The sequence below is a fragment of the Pseudoalteromonas sp. CO342X genome (assembly GCF_004208915.1).
Classification (GTDB): Bacteria; Pseudomonadota; Gammaproteobacteria; order Enterobacterales; family Alteromonadaceae; genus Pseudoalteromonas; species Pseudoalteromonas maricaloris.
This window is the reverse complement of sequence record NZ_SGPH01000042.1, coordinates 175,419-196,642: the sequence shown is the minus strand read 5'-3', so window position 1 is coordinate 196,642 and position 21,224 is coordinate 175,419. Positions and strand designations below refer to the sequence as shown.

Sequence of the window (21,224 nt, the reverse complement as noted above, 5' to 3'; positions counted from 1 at the left end):
CGCTATGTCATTACAAAAATGGGGAGGTGTCGCAGCACTCACAGAAGCCGCGACTTATTTATTTGGTTTTGTTTTATTTTTTGGGGTGCTGGACTCTAGTGAGCACAATACGCCAACGCTTTATCTAGATTTTTTTGTGCAAAATCGCGATACCTTTTTTCTTGGTTATATCGTGATTGGGATTATTTTCAGTTTTGCTCTGATTGTGTTGGTGCAAGCAATTCATCAACGCTTTCACACAATGTCACCTGACTGTATGAAGTTTGCTAGCGTTGTTGGCTATATTTGGGCGGCGATTGTCCTTGCCAGTACCATGGTTTTTTTAACCAGCATTGAAGCGATTGCAAAATTTCATGAGATGGATCCGGCGCTTGCATTAACGATCAATCGCACCGTTTCGATAGTGGTAGATGCACTTGGCGGTGGCATTGAATTGGTTGGCGCCATTTGGGTGCTTACAATCAGTTGCGTCGGTCTCAAACATAAAATATTTAGCCCACTGCTTCATTATTGGGGTTTGCTTGTAAGTTTAGCTGGGATTTTAACTTTATTTTCAGGTTTATCTTTCCTTGCCAAAAACCCATTTTTTGAGGTTACTACGGCTATATTTGGTCTCGGACAAATCCTATGGTTTATTGGAATAGGCGTGATGCTATTGAGGAATAAGACATCATCAGTGGTCGCTCCCGACTAAGTTAGGCACAACCACTGCTGGAATAATCCCCCCAAGAGGCGATTGAAAAGTTATCGCCAAAACCACGCGTTTACTCAGGTTCTGGCAGCACAGGAGGCGTACTATCCATATAAGTCAAAAAGTTAGCCCAAAGAGTATGAGTTCTGGTTTTAACTAACTCCTTACGACATTCGAGTGCCATCACACCACGAATAGTACCTTCTCGCCATTGGGTATATACCGCGCCACAGTGTGCATCGAGATAGCTTTGCCACGCCAACTGCGAGGCTTTAATCGCTTCTACCAGTTGCTCATCAAAAGCATTATGTTCAAGGCTTTTTTGGTAGTAACGTTCAAGTGTTTCAGTTCTGACGTTAAGCTCGCTCATTGCACACTCGTTGATGTCTATGGTTGAGATAGGGTTTTCACATACACCTCCTCCCGCCAACGCGATTTGGCAATTTAATAAAAACAATGCAGCCGCTATTAATCTCATGGTATTTCCTTTTGTGTTTAACCTTTAATGAGTTTCAACATGTTACCGATGGAATCGAGGTTAATTCCACCCATCAGCTCTGGATTATTCAACGCATAGAGGTAATCTTCTATCAGGGTGCAATCAATCTCGTCACGCAGTTCAACAAACCCAGCCCAATTTTCGAGGTCATCTTCGTCGATTTCACCGCTGAGATATTTTGCTAATACCACACTTAACATCGCCTTGCTGATAGCAAGCGATACTGCGCTGTTATCGCTCAATAGTATATTTAACGCCTGCGCTTTGTGTGGGCCGAATGTAACAAATTCAGCCAGTGCTTGTTGCTTATTCATGATTTTTCTCCAGCTCTGCGACCAAAGCAAATAACTCACTCAGCCCAGCTTGCTGTTGCTCGACTTCTTGCGCCGCAAAGCCTAAGCGAATATGACTTAAACTACTAGCCTTATCGAGGGTAAATTCAGGCTCACATTGTACGTAAATCCCTTTTTCAAGCGCTTTTTCAGATAATCTCGAGACGTCGCGTTTGCTGTTTACCCAATACGCCATACCGCCTTGTGGCATTTCAAAGTCAATATCTAATTTGGCTTTAAGCTCGCTTAGGTGCTGCGCCATCGCCTGATGGCGTACTTGATAGGCTTTGGTCATGCGGCGTAAATGGCGCTCAAGCCCGCCCTCTTCCATCCAGTAAGCCACAGCCAACTGGGTAAGGGCATCATTTTTGTGATTAAGTAGCTGCTTACGTGCCACCAATTGCGCAAGTACATCTGCCCGCGCACTCATATAACCCACACGAGCACCAGCAAACATGATTTTTGAGAAGGTAGAAATATAAATCACAATACCACTTGGGTCACTTGCCGCCATCGGCTGCAACGGCGGGCAGAGATAATGAAACTCATGATCGTAATCGTCTTCAATAATAAACACGCCATACTGCTGGCACAGCTGATAAATCGCCATGCGCCTTGGTACAGATAAAGTCACTGTAGTGGGATATTGATGTAGAGGAGTTAAATACAGCAGCTTCACCTTGTTTTGTTCAAGGCAGCGGGCCAAGGCCTCCACTTTAATGCCTTCTGCGTCTTGGGCTAATGCAAAAACTTCAGCGCCCGCATTGGTAAAGGCGTGTCGCGCAGGTGGATAACCAAGCATCTCGATGGCAACACCATCACCAGGGTTAATAAATGCATTTGCCACCAATGAGAGCGCTTCTTGGGAGCCATTACAAATCAGTAAATCATCACATACTAGTCCCCTCGCTCTGCGCAAATACGCCTGAATTTGGGATTTCAGTAACTCGCACCCCGCAATGTCTGAATAGTGAAAATGACTGACATTGGTTTTGCGACACGCCTTTACCAAAAACCGCTTAAACTCATCATAGGGAAAGGCATGAAGATCTGGTAAGCCCCCTGCAAAACTATAGCGGTAGGCCGTACGCTTAGTGCTGCTTACTGGGGTCAGTGTTTTAGCAAATTGCGGTACGATTTGTGGTGTAGAAGGCACCTCTGAAGTTATCTGTTGGCTACTGAAAATAGGCAGTTCAGTATTGACTCGATAACCGCTACGCTCTTTAACCACTAGCCAGCCTTCAGCTACCAAGTTTTGTAGGGCATTCATCACCGTGTGCCGGTTCATACCATGTAACTCAGCCAGCTTTCGGGCAGAAGGAAGTTTGTCACCGGGTGTGAGCTTACCCTCAGTAATGGCGCAGCGTAAAACATCTGCTAAGCGTTTATGCTTAGCATCTTGAGACTGTATTTCTGGGCTAATAGAAATCAAAACTGGTCTAATTAAATTATTAAATCTGGTTGTTTTATATCAACCAAAATCAGCGCAATATGCAAGCATTAAAACACAGAATGAATGAAATATTGATGTTTTCAAAACAAACGCTAGAATCCAATCGCGTTAAGCTCACCCCACTTGAAGCCGCGCATTTACCTGAGTTATTGGCTCGAGGCAAAAAAACTGAGATCTGGAAATGGGTATTTAATAATTATTGTCGCGATCAAAAAACCATAGAGCAATGGTTTTACGGCTCTGCGCAGTTTGACGAAAGCGAACAACTGGTTGTTGCAATCATTGATAAAGACTCAGGTAAACTGGCTGGTAATAGCCGCTTGTTTAGACTTGATAAACTCAACCTAAGTGCCGAAATCGGCCACACTTTTATTGGTACTGAATTTCAACGCACGCATGTTAATACCCACGCCAAATACCTGTTGCTCAAATATGCCTTTGAAGCGATTGGATTGGTACGTGTGCAATTTCAAACGCATGAATGTAATCATAAGTCTCGTAATGCCATCGCACGCCTAGGTGCCCATTTTGAAGGCTTGTCGTTAAAAGATAGGCGCCTGCCTGACGGAAGTTATCGTAATACGGCACGATTTGCCATCACCGACGAGATGTGGCCTGAAGTGAAAGCGAGGTTGGAGGAAAAGTTATGAGTTACCCAAGAAATTACTACGTTGAAAGCAATCCAAACATACTCAGATCTGTGATCACAAAACATCCGCTGGCTACGCTGACGGTGATACAGGAAGGCAAGATAAACACCGTTTTTGTACCGCTAACATTAAGTGAAGACCATGCTTATTTACTTGGACACGCTACAAAAGATAACCCAATTTTCCACGCGGACGGTGTTATTCAAGCAGTTTTCCACTGTGAAGATCATTACCTCTCACCCGCGGTTATCCCTGACATAAAGCTCCCCACGTGGTTGTACGCAAATGTGATAGTTGAAGGTGAGCTCGCGCTTATTGCTACTGATGATGAAAAATACGCGTCAATGCAAGCACAAATAACGCATTTTGAGCAGTTTTCAAATAGTGATTGGCAGCTTGATAGCGTGCCTGCCAATCAACGCCAATCGCTGTTTAACGCCATTAACTTTTTCAAGATTAAAATCAATACGATGCATGGCGCTTTTAAGTTAAGCCAAAACCAGTCGAGTGACATTCGCGCTAAAATCAAAACACATTTACAGCCGCTAAAACCTGCGATGTATAGCTTATTTGTATAAATATAGTGACAAAAATTTAATTTTTCGTTACCTTTCCTATCATGCAAATCTGCACGTCACGTTATCTTTCATTAAATAGGCTTTGGACAAGAGCAAATTATGGAAGGTTTTAACTACTTATTACAGACTTTATTTTAAGGAGAAAATAATGAAAGTATTACCTATTTTAGCATCACTGCTCATCCTCAGTGGTTGCGCAACGATAGATTATTCTAAAATAGAATTAAGCACTGCATCACTGTCCAATCTGGAAGTTGAAGAAATTGGCAACTTACAGCAACGAAAACATGAAATTAAGATTTCTTTCGATTACGCCATTGAGAATTTCAGTCCAGAAAACAAGCTATATATTTGCTCAGTTTTATTTGCCAACATCGATGGGACATCCGTAACTAGCTTCAAAGGTACAAGTCACCCTTGCATTCTTAACGATACGACTGGAAGCGTTTCTATTACTTGGCCTACGCCTGTAGATAAAAGCCTCAATGCACCTAAAATGGTACTTTCCAGGCTGAAATATCCAATCGAGTATTTCGTTACTATCCATCAAAAAACAGGTAAAGACTCAAGCGAATTGATTGGCAAGTCTGAAACGCTAATCAGTAAACTATAAACTGCTAGACTGGGGTCAAAGCGCAACATGTCAACTCTGTACTTCAGCCAACCAATGTTTGCGTCAACGAAAAACACAGGTTGATAGACTTTGCGCTCACACTAAATATCTCGCGTATCTAAAGTCAACAACTGAAAACCTCCTGTCCACTCCCCTTGCGAATGCTAAACGTACAAATCTTTAAAGTATTCAAGCTCATATTGCATTCATGGTTAAGATGCTTCAATGGTAAAATCAGCAAGCAATTTCGATTTCCATGCGTTATTTCAAAAACCTAATAACAAAATTTATTTTGATGATGCAGAAGTGGCCGGGCCTGATGGCAGCGCTGGCTTTTTGTAGCGGTATAGCGAGCTTTATTTTAGTTGAACGGAAAGAGTCGTTTTCACAGATCATCGCTCTGCTTTTACTCACCAGTTGGCTGTGGCTTATTATTGATAACTGGCTTCGCGACCAAGTGGAGCAACGTTTTGGTATTTTGTTGTCACCCAACTTTATGCGCTTTGCCCTACAAATGGTGCAACAGGAAAGTCTATTCTTCGCACTACCTTTTTTCTTGGCTGCCACAACATGGAATCATCCACAGGCTGCATTTACCTGCTTAATTGCACTCTGCGCGTTGATCTCCGTTGTGGACCCGATATATTACAAAAAGCTAGCCCGGCACAATGTGCTGTTTATGGTATTCCATAATTTTGCCTTATTTGTTGTGATTTCAGTTACGCTTCCTATTTTGCTTCACCTGACAACTGACCAAAGTATACAAATAGCGCTAGTCACCGCCATTATTCTTACCCTACCGAGTCTTGGTAATGTCATGCCACACGCAAGGTGGTGGCGTTTTCCCTTATTGGCTCTGCTACTAAGTGCACTTAGCGCTGGCTTGTGGCAGTTACGTAGCTGGGTTCCCCCTGCGGCCTTACGACTCACCGACATAGCACTGGCTTATGAGGTTGATAGGCAACAACGAAAGCCAATGAACAGTATCCAACACCTCGATACCCATTCGCTTCACGAACAAGGCTTATACAGTTGGAGTGCGGTAAAAGCACCTCGAGGACTAAACGAAAAAATCTTTCACGTATGGGTACACAACAAACAAGTGGTTGACCGAATCCCCTTAAATATTAGCGGTGGACGCGAGGAAGGCTATCGTGCTTGGAGCCATAAAACCAACTTTCCCGCCGACTCAACAGGTAAGTGGGAGGTGCACGTTGTCACCAATTCAGGACAACTGATTGGCCTAACAAAATTTACTGTCTCTCCTTAGGAAAGTTTTAAGGAATTACAATCAATTATCGACACCGAGGCGCGGTGATCGCTTTATTATGATATGGTTAAGCGCCTCTTTTTTAACTCAAGGAAGTCTATGACTGATTTTTCCGTTTTACCGGACGAAAACTCAAAGCGATTTGTTGCTGTGCTCAATAAAAAAGTTGAACTTGGTCGGCTTTTTAATGCGCTTGGCCATATGAGCGCTGGGCTCATTGACCAAATTGGTAATACCGATGAGCTCTGTTTTTTACCGTACCAAGACAAAGATGGCGGCATTCACCCATCGATTTCGCACTACCCTTTTATTGTGCTTAAAGCGGATAATAGTAATAAAATCAGAAAAGTGCGAGCAGAGCTTGAGGCTCGGAACATCCCCTTTACCGATTTTACAGATACCATGATTGTTGGCACATCCGAACAGCAAGTAAGCGCCACCGCAGAAACACCTGAACAAGACTTAGAGTACTTTGGCATTTGCATGTTTGGCGATAGCACAGAGCTTAAAGAATTTACTGGGAAATTCAGTTTGTTTAAATAGTAATAGGTTTATTTTCGGTCTTACTGATTTGGTTGTAATTTAGGTTTAATAGATGAAACTGCTTTCAAGTATTGCGCTGGTCATTGTTGTGTTACTAGTCACCCTAAATATGAGTAATTTGCCTTGGGAATTAAGATTTGCGGCTCCTCAGCATAATTACCTTTTCGTTATGATACTGGCTATCACCTTACCCGCTTCTGTGTTGCTGTGGTCGTTATTTCGACACACCAAGTTACTCAAAGTGTCTGGCTTCTTAGTCGCTTTGGCCGCAGCAGTGCCGAGTTTCATCGTATTCATCTTTGCCGCTGGTGATTATTCCGAGATCAAACGAAGCGGCGTTGACAACTCCTTTGCCGAACTTAATCGACTAAACATCAATGACGATAGCTATGTGCTTTACCGAACCAACGGTGGTGCCACCACCTCATATGGTTTAGTTTTACGCTTAGAGCGAGAAATCGGGTTTGGTCTTCATGCGGTAAAGGTCGTTCATAGCAAATACAAAGCCGCAGAAGGTCAGCTGGAGTTGCTTTCTGAGAGCCAAATAAAAATGCAGATCCAGCCTTATGATGCGCAAGACCAAATGGAAGTGGTGGTGTTAGATATTTAAAATGCTTTCAAGGCCGCAGCGTAAAGCACATGATAAAAGCGACAAGATCGCTGTGTAAAACAGCTCCTACTGCGTAGCGTAAATAGGCTTGTAGGAGGCGATTTACCCGCCGAGGGTTTATGTTTTTCGACAGATACTCGTTGAAGAAACCCTTTCACCTCACCAGCGAAAAATCCAATATAAAAACAACAAAATTGCTGTGTGAAACAGCTCCTACCCTGTAGTAAAGTCATGCTTGTAGGAGGCGATTCATTCGCCGAGCAGTTTATGTTTTCCAACGAATTTGTGATGAAGAAATCCCCTTATCTCACCGGCCAAAAATCCAATATAAAAACAACAAGATCGCTGTGTGAAACAGCTCCTCCCTGTAGTGAAGTCATGCTTGTAGGAGGCGATTCATTCGCCGAGCAGTTTATGTTTTCCAACGAATTTTTGATGAAGAAATTCCCTCATCTCACCGGCCAAAAATCCAATATAAAAACAACAAGATCGCTGTGTAAAACAGCTCCTACTCGGTAGTGAAGTCATACTTGTAGGAGGCGATTCACTCGCCGAGCAGTTTATGTTTTCCAACGAATTTTTAATGAAGAAATCCCCTCATCTCACCAGCCAAAAATCCAATATAAAAACAACAAGATCGCTGTGTAAAACAGCTCCTACTACGTAGCGTAAATAGGCGTGTAGGAGGCGATTCACTCGCCGAGCAGTTTATGTTTTCCAACGAATTTTTGATGAAGAAATCCCCTCATCTCACCAGCCAAAAATTCAATATAAAAACAACAAGATCGCTGTGTAAAACAGCTCCTACTGTGTAGCGTAAATAGGCTTGTAGGAGGCGATTTACCCGCCGAGGGTTTATGTTTTTCAACGAATTTTTGATGAAGAAATCCCCTCATCTCACCAGCCAAAAATTCAATATAAAAATAACAAAGTCGCTGTGTAAAACATCTCCTACCTCAAGGTGAAACCAAGCAAAAAGCCGATACTGGCTTTTTGCTCTTCGTATTTAACACTGTTAAATAATTGTCTTACGGGTTCTTAGGCGATTAAAGTTAACGTAAACCTTTTTACCACAGTCTAATTTAACTGTGAAACCCGAATGCTCCTCTTTGATTTCAATGAGTTTTTCATAATTCTCTTGGAAGTAGGTCTTCGTCGGGATGGATGCGTCTTTAAAGCTGATAAACGCGCCGTATGCCCCTTCAATAGTGGTGTCGCGGCTAACTTCAATCCAATCAAGTGCACGGTTTACATAGCGGTATACTGGATTTGCTTGACCAAGGCGTTTGCTGTCGTAACTGCCGTCGTATTTTAACTCGGTATTCCACCAAGTTTGGTATTGAATGGTGTACTGCGCAGTAGTATAAGGAAAGGCAACACGCTTCTTAGCATCATCACACGTATCATTGGCATAAAACTTACCCGAAATGGCTCCTAAAGTGACGTAACTAAATAGTCCAAGTGGGGCATTTTGTGCAAACAGTAAAGGCGATGTGAGTGAACGCAATAGCGCCAACTTGCCTTGTTCAGTAAGGCCAGACTCACGCACTAGCTTTGAGGTGATCTTGTGTGGCGCTGGGGCATCAAAATCTGGTGTAAATGGTTCCCCATCAAGGCTTGCAGCTAACGTTCCTTTTAATCCCAGTTTTTTGAGATTAGCCAAGGAGTTTCGTGACCAGTCAGACATCAATGCTTCACTATAATTCTGCTTGGTGTCCGTGCCCGTCACCTGCACTTTAGCAGCAGGAAAATACTGCTTAGCAAACTGAACCAGCGCCTTTTCGGAGCCTTGCCAATAGCCGTACATAGTGCTTGGGTGCGCTAACGCTTTTTCGTAACCAGATGATTTTTTACACTCGCTAACATCTGGTATGGCGTTGATTTTTAGGTTAGTACCAACTAAGTTCTCGGTATCCTTTCCCGTATCGTTAATCGCATCTTCCCACTGGCTGAGCAGCTGCCAAGTTGCTAAGTCTGTAGAGCCAACCGCCTCATTATTCCAGTTAATTTCAAAGCGGTGGATTTCATCGGGTAGCTCAAAAGCTTTAACTCTAAACTCCGTTACGATTCCATAACTTAACGCCCCGCCTCCGCGTAGCGCCCATAAGATATCTTCGTTTTCAGTTTCAGAGACTTCAACTCTCGAGCCATCTTGCAAAATAACAGTCGCACCAACGAGTGACTCACAGCACATCCCCTTTGCTCGCGTCCACGGGCCCCAACCACCGCCTTGAATATACCCAGCTAACCCAACCGTGGCGCAAGTGCCATGTGGAATGGTTAACGGTGGAATATCTTTATAACCAGATTCTGCAAGCTTTGGGACTAATTGATAAAAGCGATATCCAGAACCAATATGAGCGATATAGTCATCGCCTTCTTTCTCAATGGAGAAGTCTTTTAAACCGCTTAAATCCAGTAGCACCACATCTGTGCCGCTACACTCCCCTTCGTGATCATGGCCGCCAGAGCGCACCCGAATGGGTAAGTTAAACGCTATCGCCTCTTGATAGGCGCGCATTACATCATCGGTGTTATTACACATCACAATCACCGAGGGCGAAAACTGAAACCGTGTGTTAAAGATAAGCGCTTTAGCTTGATATTCTCTAAAGCGCTCCATCGAAGTCCCCCCCGTTGGCAATAAAGTAAGCAACTGCTTTGCAGAAAAGCCATGCTTGCTTTCTAACGCGAGTATAAATCCTTGTGTCGCGCGCCAATAGCGGTCGATACGCTTTTGTGCTTCTTCTAACTGAGATTCAGGAATTGGCTTATTGGATTGTTTAGGCATTGTTGTTTCCTTGCGCTGTGCTATTTCCACATGGACAGTCGTCCACTTTGTTACCCGTAATGGCTTCGGCGAGATCTTGTATCGCCGGTGCGAGATCTTTTTTATCAATATTGACTTTAATGAGATATGGCTTACTTGGGTTTTCATGAAGCGCAGCAAAAACCTCATTTAGATCCGCGACGGTCTCTACATTCAAATATTCAACAGAATACGCATTCGCTAATGATTTATAGTCCCAACGATGCAGATCATCAAATGGTGCAAATGCGCCCGCAGGAGTAAACGCACAGATATCAACGAACGACTGCTCAATTGCATACACTTGGTTACTCATTACAAACACTGCAGTATTGAGTTTGTTATGGCTAATGGTAGACAGTGTTTGACACATCATCATAAACCCACCGTCGCCGGCAACCACTACACTACGCCGATTGTCAGCCAAGGCTGTGCCGAGTGAACAACCGGTTTCATGACCTAACGACCCCCAAGCAGCGTCACTAATAAAGCGACTTTCATCAATACCAGTTAAACGAGCCGCCATATAAAGCGAAGAGCTTTCACCTAAAATAAGGTTGAAGTCACGCACCTTTTGGCATTGGGCTAGCTGCTTTTGGTATGTGCAAAAGAAGTTTTCGTAGCTGATGGTATCGCAATCTTGTACGGGACTTATCAAATAGGGGTTTTCCGGCAACGAGCAAAGCGCACGATGCTGCATCGGGTAATGCTCAATATACACCGTTAAATCATCAATAAACTGTGCTAAATCGATACCACTAAAACGCTCGCAGTTACCAATTCTTGCTTTGCCCATATTCACGCGGATCAATTCGTTACCTTGCGTTTTTAACATGGTCAGGTAATCGTCGGTGAATATCGCGCCCAACGCTAAAATGCAATCTCGTTTACTAACAAAATCAAACGTTTCAGGCCATGATGCTTCACCCGCATAGGTGCCAACAAACAACTCCTTCCCAAGCCCTTGCGCCTCACTTAATACTGATTTGGCTAGCGTGGTCGTGGTATACGGAATATTGAGAGTACAGAGCAAGCTCTCAACTTCCCTTTGTATGCCAAGTCGCGTGATCTCTATGCCTAATAATACCAACGGCTTCTCAGCTTCTTTGAGTCGGTTGATTACTTTATCGAGTAAATTTGCCATCATCGTAGGATTAGATGCAGGTCTTGGGATCACTAAATGGCCATCTGGTTTATCACAAGCTGCGCCCCACACGTTTTGCCATGCTTCTAGATAAATAGGCCGCTTTTCACTCATGGCAAGGCGTAACGCATTGTCAATAATGTCAGGAGCAGAAGCGGGATCCGAAAGAATTTCACTGGCGACAGTGACATTTTCAAACACCTTTTTATCTGCGCTATAGTCGCCGGTAGAGTGATGAAATAACACGCCTGTTTCTTCAATATCTACACGGTTTTCAGCCGACGGACTTGCCGATATAACGACAACAGGATTACGCTCGACATAAGCGCCGGCGATGGCGTTTAATACGCTGAACGTGCCAACGCCGTATTGCACAGACACCGCGCCAATACCTCGGTATCTTGCATATCCATCCGCCGCGTAGCCTGCCCCTAGCTCGGTTACATCACCTATTGCATCAATACCAGGAAAGTTATCAAGAGCAGTCATAAATTCTTGCACATAGTCACCAGGCACTTGAAACACCTTATCAAGGCCCAACTGCTTTAACCGCCACAGTAAATGGTCAGCAACCGTAAAATTAGCGGTACTCATGATTAATACCTCGATAAGCGAACTCAGTGACTTCGTCTAGCGTGTCCGAACTGGCATTTGGCTGTTGCTCAGAATGTTGACACGAGCAGCCACCTTTACGGCAATCTACTGGTAAGTAGTTGTAGTGTGACTCAAGCCACTGTTCATACTGGGCTTTGTCTTTGGATAACCAATTAGGCGTTGGTAAAGCAAAGAACTCAGCCAATGTTGATTCAGCCGTATTTAACGCTCCTTCAACCCAGCCTTGTTCATAGGAGTACGCTTCGCCAACAATATAGATTTCTTCACTCGCAACCGGGTGGCGCATTCTGCACATGATCTCATCGAGACGATAATTGGCTTTCCACTCATGCCAGCCACCGCCATAAGGGTCATCCCCCCATTCTTGGTAGATAGCAGAATATGGCATTGGGAGTGCTTTTTGATTATGTAACGCTTGAATTTGGCGATGTGCCGCTTCAACCATCCCGGTGGTAATTTGATACTGGTTTTTAGGTACTATCTCATTTTCGGTATAACCTTGTGCACCATAGGCTGGCATATAGCCTTGGTAATGCTCGCCCTTTTCTAAACCTTTCCAGTAAGGGATAGTGCCAATATCATTGTAAGAAGCCATTAGCAGCGAGTTGGTATTAGGCTCACCATAGGTATGCTCTACTTTACACACCTGTTCGCCTTTTTCGTTGGTCTCGTATTCAAGGCATTCTTTTTGATCGCATTCCGTGCCCATGTAATAAGTTTGACGGATTGGTAAGTCAGTGACAGAGCGCCCAGCAACAAGGCCTAAACTGCGCCACCAAGGTTGCTCGTAAGCCATAAACATCTTAATCGCTTTTTGGATAAGTACAGACGGAATGTTTTCTTTTAACCAAGGGTCGTCAAAGAACGGCGATTCAATCAGCTCAAGCGAGCGCCTTGGCATAGCCAAAATAAGCCGCTTCACTTTAACGCTGTACGCTGGAGCCTCTTTATCAACCACTTTCCCACTGCTATTCACTTGTGTTGGTTGAAAAGTGAGTTCATAACGATACTCGCCACAATGGTGCAGCTCAATTTTTGCAAGTCGATGCAACATGTTAACGCGCTTACAGCGGTCAAGGCAGCCCGGTGCCGCTGCAAACTCTTCACATAACTTCAGCGGTAACGCCTGGAAACCATCTTTTAGGGTCTTAAATACCGTATCATCGCTATATTCAGTGGCAGGCAGCTGAGTAACCGCGCTGGCATTCGCCACATTAGCATCGTAGCCCCCTGCTTCTTTCATAAACAGGTATGCTTCGTTACTCAACACATGCTCAAGCAAGTTCCAAAAGCCAAAGCGCCAGATTTCCTTGCCAAACACTTTGACTTTCATCTGCTCTGCAAGAGACATATCGGCAAATCCCGGGCAGATGAGGTTCATGACCTTAACTTGAAGATCTTCCGGTCCATAGCCTCGCTCTGTTTCTTCAAGCTTGTATGGGATTTTGTCTGGGCATTCTGCGAAATCACGATATCTAAAATATTGTCCGCGCAGGTAAAAGAGGTTGTTTTCACTGCCTGCTTCAGGAGAGCTTTCTGCATTTGAAGGGTATAACGGCAGCTTTGAGCCCATTGGGAAGTCTTTGGTTTGGAGTTTTAGCTCATCCACCAGCGTACTCACCATCACATGATCGTCAGGAATAAAGCGCATTCCACCAAGCTCAGCCACAACGTTGGGCAACCCCGGAAGCGTGCGACTGTACAAACGACCACCGATACGATCGCTATACTCAAATAAGCCTATGCGATGTGTATCACCAAGCTCTTGTTGAAGACGCCATGCACTATAGACACCTGATACACCGCCACCCACAATGGCAATATCTAGTTCTTTATTCATTTTAATATGCTCCTTTAAGCTATTACTTTAAAAGCATATTTAAGGGTCGTGATTTTATCTATTACACCGAGTTACAAGAGATTACAGAGACATTACAGAGACATTACAGCAACTACAAAAACCACTTTTCACTAAATCAACATAGATATGTAACCCAATGTTTTAGCTTAGCTAATCGCATTTATTTTGATTAACGCAAATGCCGTGCAAACGGCAATGACTCAACTCGGTGAAGAAATCCGCATAGTCCTACTTACTTCTTATTCCGCCTAAAAGATGTTTATTAATTAAACAAGTCACTTAGCATGATCTTGGTTTTCTTTTTCACCAATTAGCGCTGACTCGATTAAAACAATTGAAATGAAAGTTTCACAAAAAAACTTCTAAAAAACTCAATTTTTACGCAAACAAACATTGACCTTACCACCGTGGCAATCTTTACAGTTATTTAACTTGGCAGATTCATCCTTAAGGTGAAGTTGACTTTTTATTAACCTCACTTTGTTAGTAGGGCATGGAAATTAATTACTTCGTGCGTTACCGCTTTGGCACATGCTTGTCGGTAAACAAACTAATTAGGCCGTTACTCAAAGGTATTAAACACCTTTAACACAACTACAGATAGAGACTAACGAAATGAAATTAAAAGAAAAAATGGTTGGAAAAGTAGAGCAAAAACTCCTAGAGATGATCCGTATGGATGTCGCTGAACACTACCCGACTGTCTCCGCCTTTTATCTAGAAGGTGGGCATTTTGATCCGCGTTATTCCGCTACCGAATTCTCAATAGATTCAATGGTAAAGGTGTTAAATGTTGCTAACAACGCGATTCTAGAGCACAAGAAAAAACTTAAAGTGGTGCTTGGCGTGTTGATAGACGATCTGGGCTTACAGTGCGGTAGTGAGTCTTGTGATATTTCTGCATCCCCAGCAATGACCACCGACAGCCAAGGGCTTGCGCCATTACCTGACGAGCTAGAAGCCATATTAAGTGATTACAGTATTGTAAAACGCGACCGCTTAGTACTTCAGGGTGAGCGCAATTGTAAAAACCGTGGGATCCAATCTTTACGTAAAATCATCGCGCAAGATTTAGCAAGTTTCCCACAATTGTCACTCGCAACGAGCAACGGTGTAACTAAAATTATATTCGAAAACAGTAAGGGAGTAGACATCGTTTTAGCTGAATCAAAAGATAAGGATATATGGACTGCAAAATGCCCGCTTATCATGGCGCAGCACTATAAAGATACATACCAAAAAGCACTGAAAATGAACCCTCAGGCAGGGGTATTCCACATTATGGACTTCTCTGAAATGGATGACTTTCACAAAGTCGTGAACGGTACTGAAGTAGCATTAGGACTTTTCCTACAAGACGAAAGCCTTGGCGACAATATCGTTAAGATCTCCAATATCTTCTTGTCTGACTTTGATATGGAAGATTATTCCATTAACACCCAAACCAGCACCCTAGCCGAAGCTTGCGAAGCGTAACGCACGCATTTATCCGCTTCAATTTGACTGTTGCCCCAATTTTATACGGAGATTTTTTATGTCACTCATTACAGCACTAGAGAGTAAGTCCACCACGGAAGCGTCGCTACGCTTTCCTATCTATTTAGATCATAACGCCACAACACCGTGCGACGAAGCAGTGTTACAAGCCATGTTACCTTACTTTTGTAACGACTTTGGTAATGCTGCGAGCATGTATGGTTTACATGGTTGGAACGCCCATAAAGCGGTCGAACAAGCGCGTGAAAAAATTGCTGATGCCCTTGGCGCACAACCTGAAAATTTTATCTTTACTTCTGGCGCGACTGAAAGCAACAACTTGGGGATCCGCGGCGTGTTTCGTGCTTGTAATCACAAAGGCAAGCACATTATTACCTCCTCGATTGAGCACCCTGCAACGCTTGCAACACTTAGAGATCTAGAACATGAAGGCGCTCGCGTTTCTTATCTTGAGCCGCTACCAGATGGCAGCTTTGATATCGATGCGATGAAGGCTGCAATCACACCTGAAACGATTTTAATCACCGTGATGTACGCAAATAACGAAATTGGCACCATTAATCCAATCGACGACATTGCCTTTATCGCTAAGCAACATGACATTCTATTTATGTCTGACGCCACACAAGCGCTAGGCAAGGTCGATATCAATCTGACCACTTGCCCTATTGATATTTTAACTTGCTCGGCACACAAAATTTATGGCCCTAAAGGGGTTGGCGGCCTGTATTTAAGACATCAGCATGGCAATAGAGTGGTTGATATTAGACCGCAGATCACCGGTGGTGGAAGCGAGCAAGGGCTACGTGGTGGCACGTTAAATGTGCCTGGCATTGTTGGTTTTGCCAAGGCTGTGGAACTTGCCCAGCGAGAACTGAGCAATGGCGCAATTGACAAAGTTGAGCAGCTAAGAGACAAGCTAGAAGATGGTTTACTGGAACTGCAACAGGTGCAAGTCAATGGCATGAGCGAGGAAAGACTCCCCCATGTTTGTAATGTCTCTTTTCAAGACACCGACGGTAAAAAAATGCTGAGCTTATTAAAGAAAAGCATTTCAGTCAGTACTGGCTCAGCTTGTTCGTCAAGCAATCTATCGCCAAGCCACGTATTAACCGCACTTGGGCTATCGGATGAACTGGCACAGGCAACCATCCGCTTTAGCCTAGGCAGACATACTACAGAAGCCGAAATTGACTTCGCACTCAACAAGGTTAGAGAAGTCGCAGCGCTAACTTTGCGTGTCTAAATAAAACTAAATTATTCCGCAACAAATACTTAAGGAGAAAAATATAACAATGGAAAACTTATCGAATTTAGCCAATGCACTTGATTACTCGGACATTATTCACCTTGAATTTTACGTGCAGGAGCAGCTTGCAAAGGGGAAGGAAATTTGTGATTTGATCATTGGAGATTTTGACACGCAACAATTTCCGATGCCCGACTACCTTACCGCACAGATCCAGCAAGCTTACGAGAACAAGCATAACGATTATCCCCCGCTTGAGGGGGTATTATCACTTCGCGATGAGGTAGCAAAACAAACTAAAAAGCGCTTTAACGTCAGCTACAACCCAGATACGGAGATGCTGATCTCTGGCGGTGCAAGGCCTTTGCTGTATTCTGCAATGCTCGCTACGGTAAGCGCAGATGACAAGGTGATCTACCCTGTGCCTTCTTGGAATAACATGTTTTACACCACCATGTGTGGTGGCAAGCACGTGCCAATTGAAACCAGCGAAGCAAATCAGTTTTTACCTACAGCGGAACAGCTTAATGCGCATATATCTGACGCGCGCCTTATCACCTTATGCTCACCGCAAAACCCGAACGGCTCCATGTTTTCAAAGCAACAGCTCAGTGAAATCTGCAACATGGTTGTCGCAGAAAACGCGCGCCGCAGAGCGATAAACGCCAAACCGCTCTACGTTATCTACGACCAAGTATACTGGATGCTGACAATGCAAGAGGTTGAGCATTATCATCCAGCGTCGCTTTGCCCAGATATCAAGCCTTACTTAATTGTGGTTGATGCTGGCACCAAAGCTTTTGCCGCAACAGGCATTCGAGTTGGGTGGGCGACAGGCCCACACCAAGTGATAGCAAAAATGCAGGTGATCCAAGAACATATAGGTGCAATGGCCCCGACGGCAGAGCAACTTGCCACCGCGGTGTTATTTCAAAATGAAGCCTATCTACAAAGTTATTTAGCCGGCTTTAAAGAAAAAATACTAGCCTCAATGGCGGTACTGCATCAGGGTGTTCAGGATATGAAAGGCGCAGGCATAGCAATCGATTCATTTATGCCAAACGCCGGTATTTATATGACCTTGAAGATAGACGCCATCAATATGGAAACGCCCGACGGAAACGTACTCGAAAATGCAGATCAAGTCAGTCGGTATTTAATTGATAGCGCAGGATTAGCACTGGTGCCATTCGCCAGTTTCGGCTGTCGTTCTAAAGCGTCACAGCTTTGGTATCGCGCTGCCGTTTGTACTATTTCACCGAGTGAAATTGAAGCGGCGCTGCCAAGGTTACAAAGTGCACTGCTCGCACTTACCCAATCAAGACTATTACTCGAAGCTTAGCGCTATTCTGCACAACAAAAAAGCCAGTCTTCATCATTGAAGACTGGCTTTTTAACGTTTGGCTATTCTAACCTTCGGCTACTTTAGGCTATTTTGGCAAAGCCCATCTAAAATTGGACAGTTTGCATTTTCGTCACCACTACAGTTGTCCGACAGCTGTTTCAAGGTCTCACGCATTTGCTGAAGTTCATTGATTTTATGCTCAATCTCATTCAAATGATGCTGCGCTATCGATTTGACTTCACGGCTAGTACGGTCTGGGTTTTGTAATAAATCGAGTAAAGATTGGATCTGCGCAATAGGAAATCCCAATTTTCGTGCTTGCTTTATCACACCTAGCAATTGTAATTGTTGCGAGTCGTACAGCCGGTAACCCGCTTCACTTCGTTTGCTGCACTTTAGTAGCCCGCTTGCTTCATAATGGCGGATCATCTTTGCCGAGAGCCCAGTACGCTGCGCGGCTTCGCCGATTGTGATCAGTTTTTCCATGACGTTTACTCCTTTGGTTGCCAACGTTGTAATAACAACGCATTGCTAATGACTAGTAAACTACTGGCCGCCATCGCCGCACCTGCAAAAATAGGGTTAAGGTAACCCAGTGCTGCCAATGGAATGCCAATGACATTAAAGATAAATGCCCAAAATAGATTTTGCTTGATTTTGCGATAGGTTAATTTTGCCATCACTAAAGCAGATGCCACTAAGCTTGGCTCGCCACGCATCAGCGTCATTGCCGACGCGCTTACCGCCACTTCCGTACCGGTAGCCATTGCGATACCCAGATCAGCCTGTGCCAGCGCTGGGGCGTCATTGATCCCATCGCCGACCATTGCCACACAGTAACCTTGCTGTTGAGCATTAGCAATATACTCAGCTTTGTGCTCTGGCAGTACTTGCGCTTTATAATCGTCCAGTTCCAGCAATTTAGCATTGTACTGTGCACTACTTTGGCTGTCTCCAGTCAACATTGCAACTTTGATCCCTTGCTGCTTAAGCTGTTTGACCGCGGTATAGGCATGAGCTTTAAGCTCGTCAGTAAAGTAGAATAGCGCCAAAAACTCGCAGCTCAGTTCACTATTTTGGCTTACTAACCAAGATAAAGAAGCACCGGGTATTTCTTCTGGTAGCGCAGGTAAAGTTAAGCCTAACTCTTGCATCCAAAAACCGCTCCCCAAATAGACTGTTTTATCTTGGTATTGTGCTTTAACGCCTCTACCCGCTACCACTTTAAAGTCGCTTACAGGGAGTAATGACAATTGCTTTTCTTGTGCTTTGTTTACCACCGCCTTGGCAAGCGGGTGTTCGCTGTATTGCTGTAACGATGCCGCCAGCTGTAACACATCGTCTTGATGATACGTAAAAGTGTGCATATTGCTAAGCTCAGGTTTGCCCACCGTAAGCGTGCCCGTTTTATCAAAAATCACCATATCGATGGCAGTTGCTTGCTCCAATGCACCAGCATCTTTTACTAAGATCCCATAGCGCGCGGCGGTGCCAGTACCTGCCATAATCGCGGCAGGTGTTGCTAAACCAAGCGCACAGGGGCAAGCAATAACAAGAACAGCCACCGCATTCAGAATACCTGTTGGCCAATCTCCTGTACTGAGCCCCCATGCAAAAAATGTAATGAGTGCAATCACCAATACCGCTGGTACAAATACCGCACTCACTTTATCCACCAACGCTTGCACTGGTGCTTTCGCACCTTGTGCTTGTTCTACCAAACGAATAATTTTTGCCAACGTTGATTCCGCGCCAACACTGGTTGCATCCACTTCAAGCACGCCATCAAGATTCACCGAACCACCAGTAACTTTATCTGTTTGTGCTTTATAAATAGGCACGCTTTCACCGCTGATAAGCGCTTCATCTACCTGTGAGTGGCCTTCAACCACAACGCCGTCAACCGGTATACGCTCACCAGGTTTGATCAAAAGTCGTTCGCCGCTTTTTACTGCCGCAGCTGGGACTTCTTGCCAACTGTTATCACGCCAGACCATAGCCGATGTTGGCCTTAAGCTTTCAAGCGCTTTAAGGGCGCTGGTTGTACGTCGCTTGGCTCGATGTTCAAGATACTTGCCCAACAGCACCAAACTCAACACAGCACTGCTGCTTTCGAAGTATAAATGTGGAGCGCCATGCTCACCGCTGAATGTCCACCACAAATACAGCGACAGACCATACGCCGCACTGGTGCCGATGGCCACCAGCAAATCCATATTCCCCGTTCCCGCTTTTATTGCTCCCCATCCGGCACGATAAAAACGCGCACCAAAATAAAACTGAACAGGCGTGGCCAATGCCCATTGCATCCACGCCGGGAGCATCCAGTTTTGGTTAAACAACATGGCAAACATGGGGAACACCATAGGTAAGGTGAGCGTCAGTGACGCCACTGCCGGGAACCAATCAGCGCGATAAAAGGGAGTTGCTGCCACTTGTTCGCTTGACTCGTCCGAGTCAGCTTGTGGCTGTACCACAGTGTAACCAGCGTTGTTAAGCTTGGCTTCTATTTCAGCGAACGGTAACTCTGCCACTAAAGTTAAGGTTAGCTTTTCAGTCGCTAAATTGACCTCGGCTTTAATTACCTGTGGTAATGCTTGCGTCGCCTTTTCCACTCGGCTCACACAAGACGCGCAAGTCATGCCTTTAACTTGATATTGCACTTCATTGGTATTGACCTTGTAGCCTGCATCTTTAACCGCACTCACCAACGCCGACACTTCCGCGCTGCCCTCAACAGACACCGCTTCCAAGGCTAAGTTAACACTGGCACTGACAACGCCAGACACTTTCTCTAAGGCTTTCTCAACTCGGCCAACGCATGAGGCGCATGTCATGCCTGATACATTAAATTTTATTACCTTGTCCATTTCTATCTCCGCAAACGCGTTCATTCTCATTGTTGGACACTAACCCTTACCCTCATGGTAAGGTCAAACAAAATTGTTCATTCATCTAATAGAAGAAAAAGGAATTCTTATTGTTAAATAGTAGTTGACCTTACCATCAAGGGAAGCTTCACAGTGCAAACACTTTAATCCACAAAGGAAATAATGATGTTAAGACTAAGAGTAGAAAAAATGGTCTGTGGTCACTGCGTAAAAGCAATCACAGAAGCAATGCAAACGGCTGATAGCCAAGCGCAAGTGAATGTCCGCCTAGATGATAAAATCGTTGAAATTTCAAGCACAAAAGGAGAAGACGAGATTATCACTATTATTGCAGACGCAGGCTATAGCGCAGAACTCATCAACGAAAGCTTTGCCTAGCTGACTAAATCTCCTGAAGTTATCCTTTCAAGTCGAGCCAAACCACTTTGCATGAGTAAGGTGGTTTATCCTCACATTTCCTTTCCATTACTACTCTCACTTGTTTTATACAGCTTACGTTAATAAATGCTCACAATAATGCCCTCTTTGACAAAGCGCAGACAATGCGGAACAATTACGCCGTTTGTATTGGATA

General features: G+C 44.3%; 19 protein-coding genes. 11 read left to right on the top strand and 8 right to left on the bottom strand.

Annotation, left to right across the window (positions count from 1 at the left end; all coding sequences use genetic code 11):
• Window positions 1-4 precede the first annotated feature (4 nt).
• Window positions 5-694, top strand: coding sequence for a DUF4386 family protein (locus EXT47_RS22960; protein ID WP_130127675.1), 690 nt, complete (start codon window positions 5-7; stop codon window positions 692-694).
• Between the two features lie 70 nt (window positions 695-764).
• Here the strand turns inward: EXT47_RS22960 and EXT47_RS22955 are convergent, their stop codons facing one another.
• From EXT47_RS22955 to EXT47_RS22945, 3 genes are read right to left on the bottom strand one after another with little or no spacing between them, the layout of a single operon-like run.
• On the bottom strand, window positions 765-1,169 hold the full coding sequence (locus EXT47_RS22955; RefSeq protein ID WP_039496655.1) for a lysozyme inhibitor LprI family protein: 405 nt from the start codon (window positions 1,167-1,169) through the stop codon (window positions 765-767).
• A gap of 17 nt (window positions 1,170-1,186) precedes the next feature.
• A complete protein-coding gene (locus EXT47_RS22950; RefSeq protein WP_039496652.1) occupies window positions 1,187-1,504 on the bottom strand; it encodes a hypothetical protein in 318 nt (105 codons plus the stop codon).
• Window positions 1,497-2,954 carry a PLP-dependent aminotransferase family protein gene (locus EXT47_RS22945; protein WP_039496650.1) on the bottom strand — a complete coding sequence of 486 codons (1,458 nt, stop codon included), beginning with the start codon at window positions 2,952-2,954 and terminating at the stop codon, window positions 1,497-1,499. The genes EXT47_RS22950 and EXT47_RS22945 overlap by 8 nt, the downstream gene beginning before the upstream one ends.
• Window positions 2,955-3,049: 95 nt before the next feature.
• Between EXT47_RS22945 and EXT47_RS22940 the strand changes: the two genes are divergently transcribed.
• From EXT47_RS22940 to EXT47_RS22915, 6 genes are all read left to right on the top strand, one after another.
• The gene (locus EXT47_RS22940; RefSeq protein ID WP_039496647.1) at window positions 3,050-3,625 is read left to right on the top strand and encodes a GNAT family N-acetyltransferase; all 576 of its coding nucleotides are present in this window, start codon (window positions 3,050-3,052) and stop codon (window positions 3,623-3,625) included.
• A complete protein-coding gene (locus EXT47_RS22935; RefSeq protein WP_039496645.1) occupies window positions 3,622-4,203 on the top strand; it encodes an FMN-binding negative transcriptional regulator in 582 nt (193 codons plus the stop codon). The genes EXT47_RS22940 and EXT47_RS22935 overlap by 4 nt, the downstream gene beginning before the upstream one ends.
• Before the next feature lie 148 nt (window positions 4,204-4,351).
• Window positions 4,352-4,816 carry a hypothetical protein gene (locus EXT47_RS22930; RefSeq protein WP_010369714.1) on the top strand — a complete coding sequence of 155 codons (465 nt, stop codon included), beginning with the start codon at window positions 4,352-4,354 and terminating at the stop codon, window positions 4,814-4,816.
• 256 nt (window positions 4,817-5,072) lie between these two features.
• Window positions 5,073-6,086, top strand: coding sequence for a DUF5924 family protein (locus EXT47_RS22925; RefSeq protein WP_188249484.1), 1,014 nt, complete (start codon window positions 5,073-5,075; stop codon window positions 6,084-6,086).
• A 99-nt stretch (window positions 6,087-6,185) separates the two neighbouring features.
• The gene (locus EXT47_RS22920; RefSeq protein WP_039496641.1) at window positions 6,186-6,629 is read left to right on the top strand and encodes a DUF2000 domain-containing protein; all 444 of its coding nucleotides are present in this window, start codon (window positions 6,186-6,188) and stop codon (window positions 6,627-6,629) included.
• A 52-nt stretch (window positions 6,630-6,681) separates the two neighbouring features.
• Window positions 6,682-7,239, top strand: coding sequence for a hypothetical protein (locus EXT47_RS22915; protein WP_039496639.1), 558 nt, complete (start codon window positions 6,682-6,684; stop codon window positions 7,237-7,239).
• Between the two features lie 1,015 nt (window positions 7,240-8,254).
• Here the strand turns inward: EXT47_RS22915 and EXT47_RS22910 are convergent.
• From EXT47_RS22910 to EXT47_RS22900, 3 genes are read right to left on the bottom strand one after another with little or no spacing between them, the layout of a single operon-like run.
• Window positions 8,255-10,030 carry an FAD-dependent oxidoreductase gene (locus EXT47_RS22910; RefSeq protein ID WP_039496634.1) on the bottom strand — a complete coding sequence of 592 codons (1,776 nt, stop codon included), beginning with the start codon at window positions 10,028-10,030 and terminating at the stop codon, window positions 8,255-8,257.
• On the bottom strand, window positions 10,023-11,786 hold the full coding sequence (locus tag EXT47_RS22905) for an alpha-keto acid decarboxylase family protein (RefSeq protein ID WP_130127674.1): 1,764 nt from the start codon (window positions 11,784-11,786) through the stop codon (window positions 10,023-10,025). The genes EXT47_RS22910 and EXT47_RS22905 overlap by 8 nt, the downstream gene beginning before the upstream one ends.
• A complete protein-coding gene (locus EXT47_RS22900) occupies window positions 11,773-13,647 on the bottom strand; it encodes an FAD-dependent oxidoreductase (RefSeq protein WP_039496630.1) in 1,875 nt (624 codons plus the stop codon). The genes EXT47_RS22905 and EXT47_RS22900 overlap by 14 nt, the downstream gene beginning before the upstream one ends.
• 636 nt (window positions 13,648-14,283) lie before the next feature.
• Here EXT47_RS22900 and EXT47_RS22895 point away from each other — a divergent pair.
• From EXT47_RS22895 to EXT47_RS22885, 3 genes are read left to right on the top strand one after another with little or no spacing between them, the layout of a single operon-like run.
• Window positions 14,284-15,144 (top strand): hypothetical protein, encoded by an 861-nt coding sequence (locus EXT47_RS22895; RefSeq protein ID WP_039496629.1) that lies wholly within the window; start codon window positions 14,284-14,286, stop codon window positions 15,142-15,144.
• A 58-nt stretch (window positions 15,145-15,202) separates the two neighbouring features.
• Complete coding sequence (locus EXT47_RS22890) at window positions 15,203-16,411, top strand: cysteine desulfurase family protein (protein WP_039496623.1); 1,209 nt, start codon at window positions 15,203-15,205, stop codon at window positions 16,409-16,411.
• A 49-nt stretch (window positions 16,412-16,460) separates the two neighbouring features.
• A complete protein-coding gene (locus tag EXT47_RS22885) occupies window positions 16,461-17,756 on the top strand; it encodes a pyridoxal phosphate-dependent aminotransferase (RefSeq protein WP_039496621.1) in 1,296 nt (431 codons plus the stop codon).
• Between the two features lie 78 nt (window positions 17,757-17,834).
• On the opposite strand, the gene cueR is transcribed toward EXT47_RS22885, so the two are convergent.
• Window positions 17,835-18,245 carry a Cu(I)-responsive transcriptional regulator gene (cueR, locus tag EXT47_RS22880; RefSeq protein ID WP_010369762.1) on the bottom strand — a complete coding sequence of 137 codons (411 nt, stop codon included), beginning with the start codon at window positions 18,243-18,245 and terminating at the stop codon, window positions 17,835-17,837.
• A gap of 5 nt (window positions 18,246-18,250) precedes the next feature.
• Window positions 18,251-20,629: a heavy metal translocating P-type ATPase gene (locus tag EXT47_RS22875; RefSeq protein ID WP_084204334.1), complete on the bottom strand. Its 2,379-nt coding sequence runs from the start codon at window positions 20,627-20,629 to the stop codon at window positions 18,251-18,253.
• Window positions 20,630-20,812: 183 nt separating this feature from the next.
• On the opposite strand from EXT47_RS22875, the gene EXT47_RS22870 reads away from it, so the two are divergent.
• Window positions 20,813-21,028 carry a heavy-metal-associated domain-containing protein gene (locus tag EXT47_RS22870; protein WP_223193649.1) on the top strand — a complete coding sequence of 72 codons (216 nt, stop codon included), beginning with the start codon at window positions 20,813-20,815 and terminating at the stop codon, window positions 21,026-21,028.
• Window positions 21,029-21,224 lie beyond the last annotated feature (196 nt).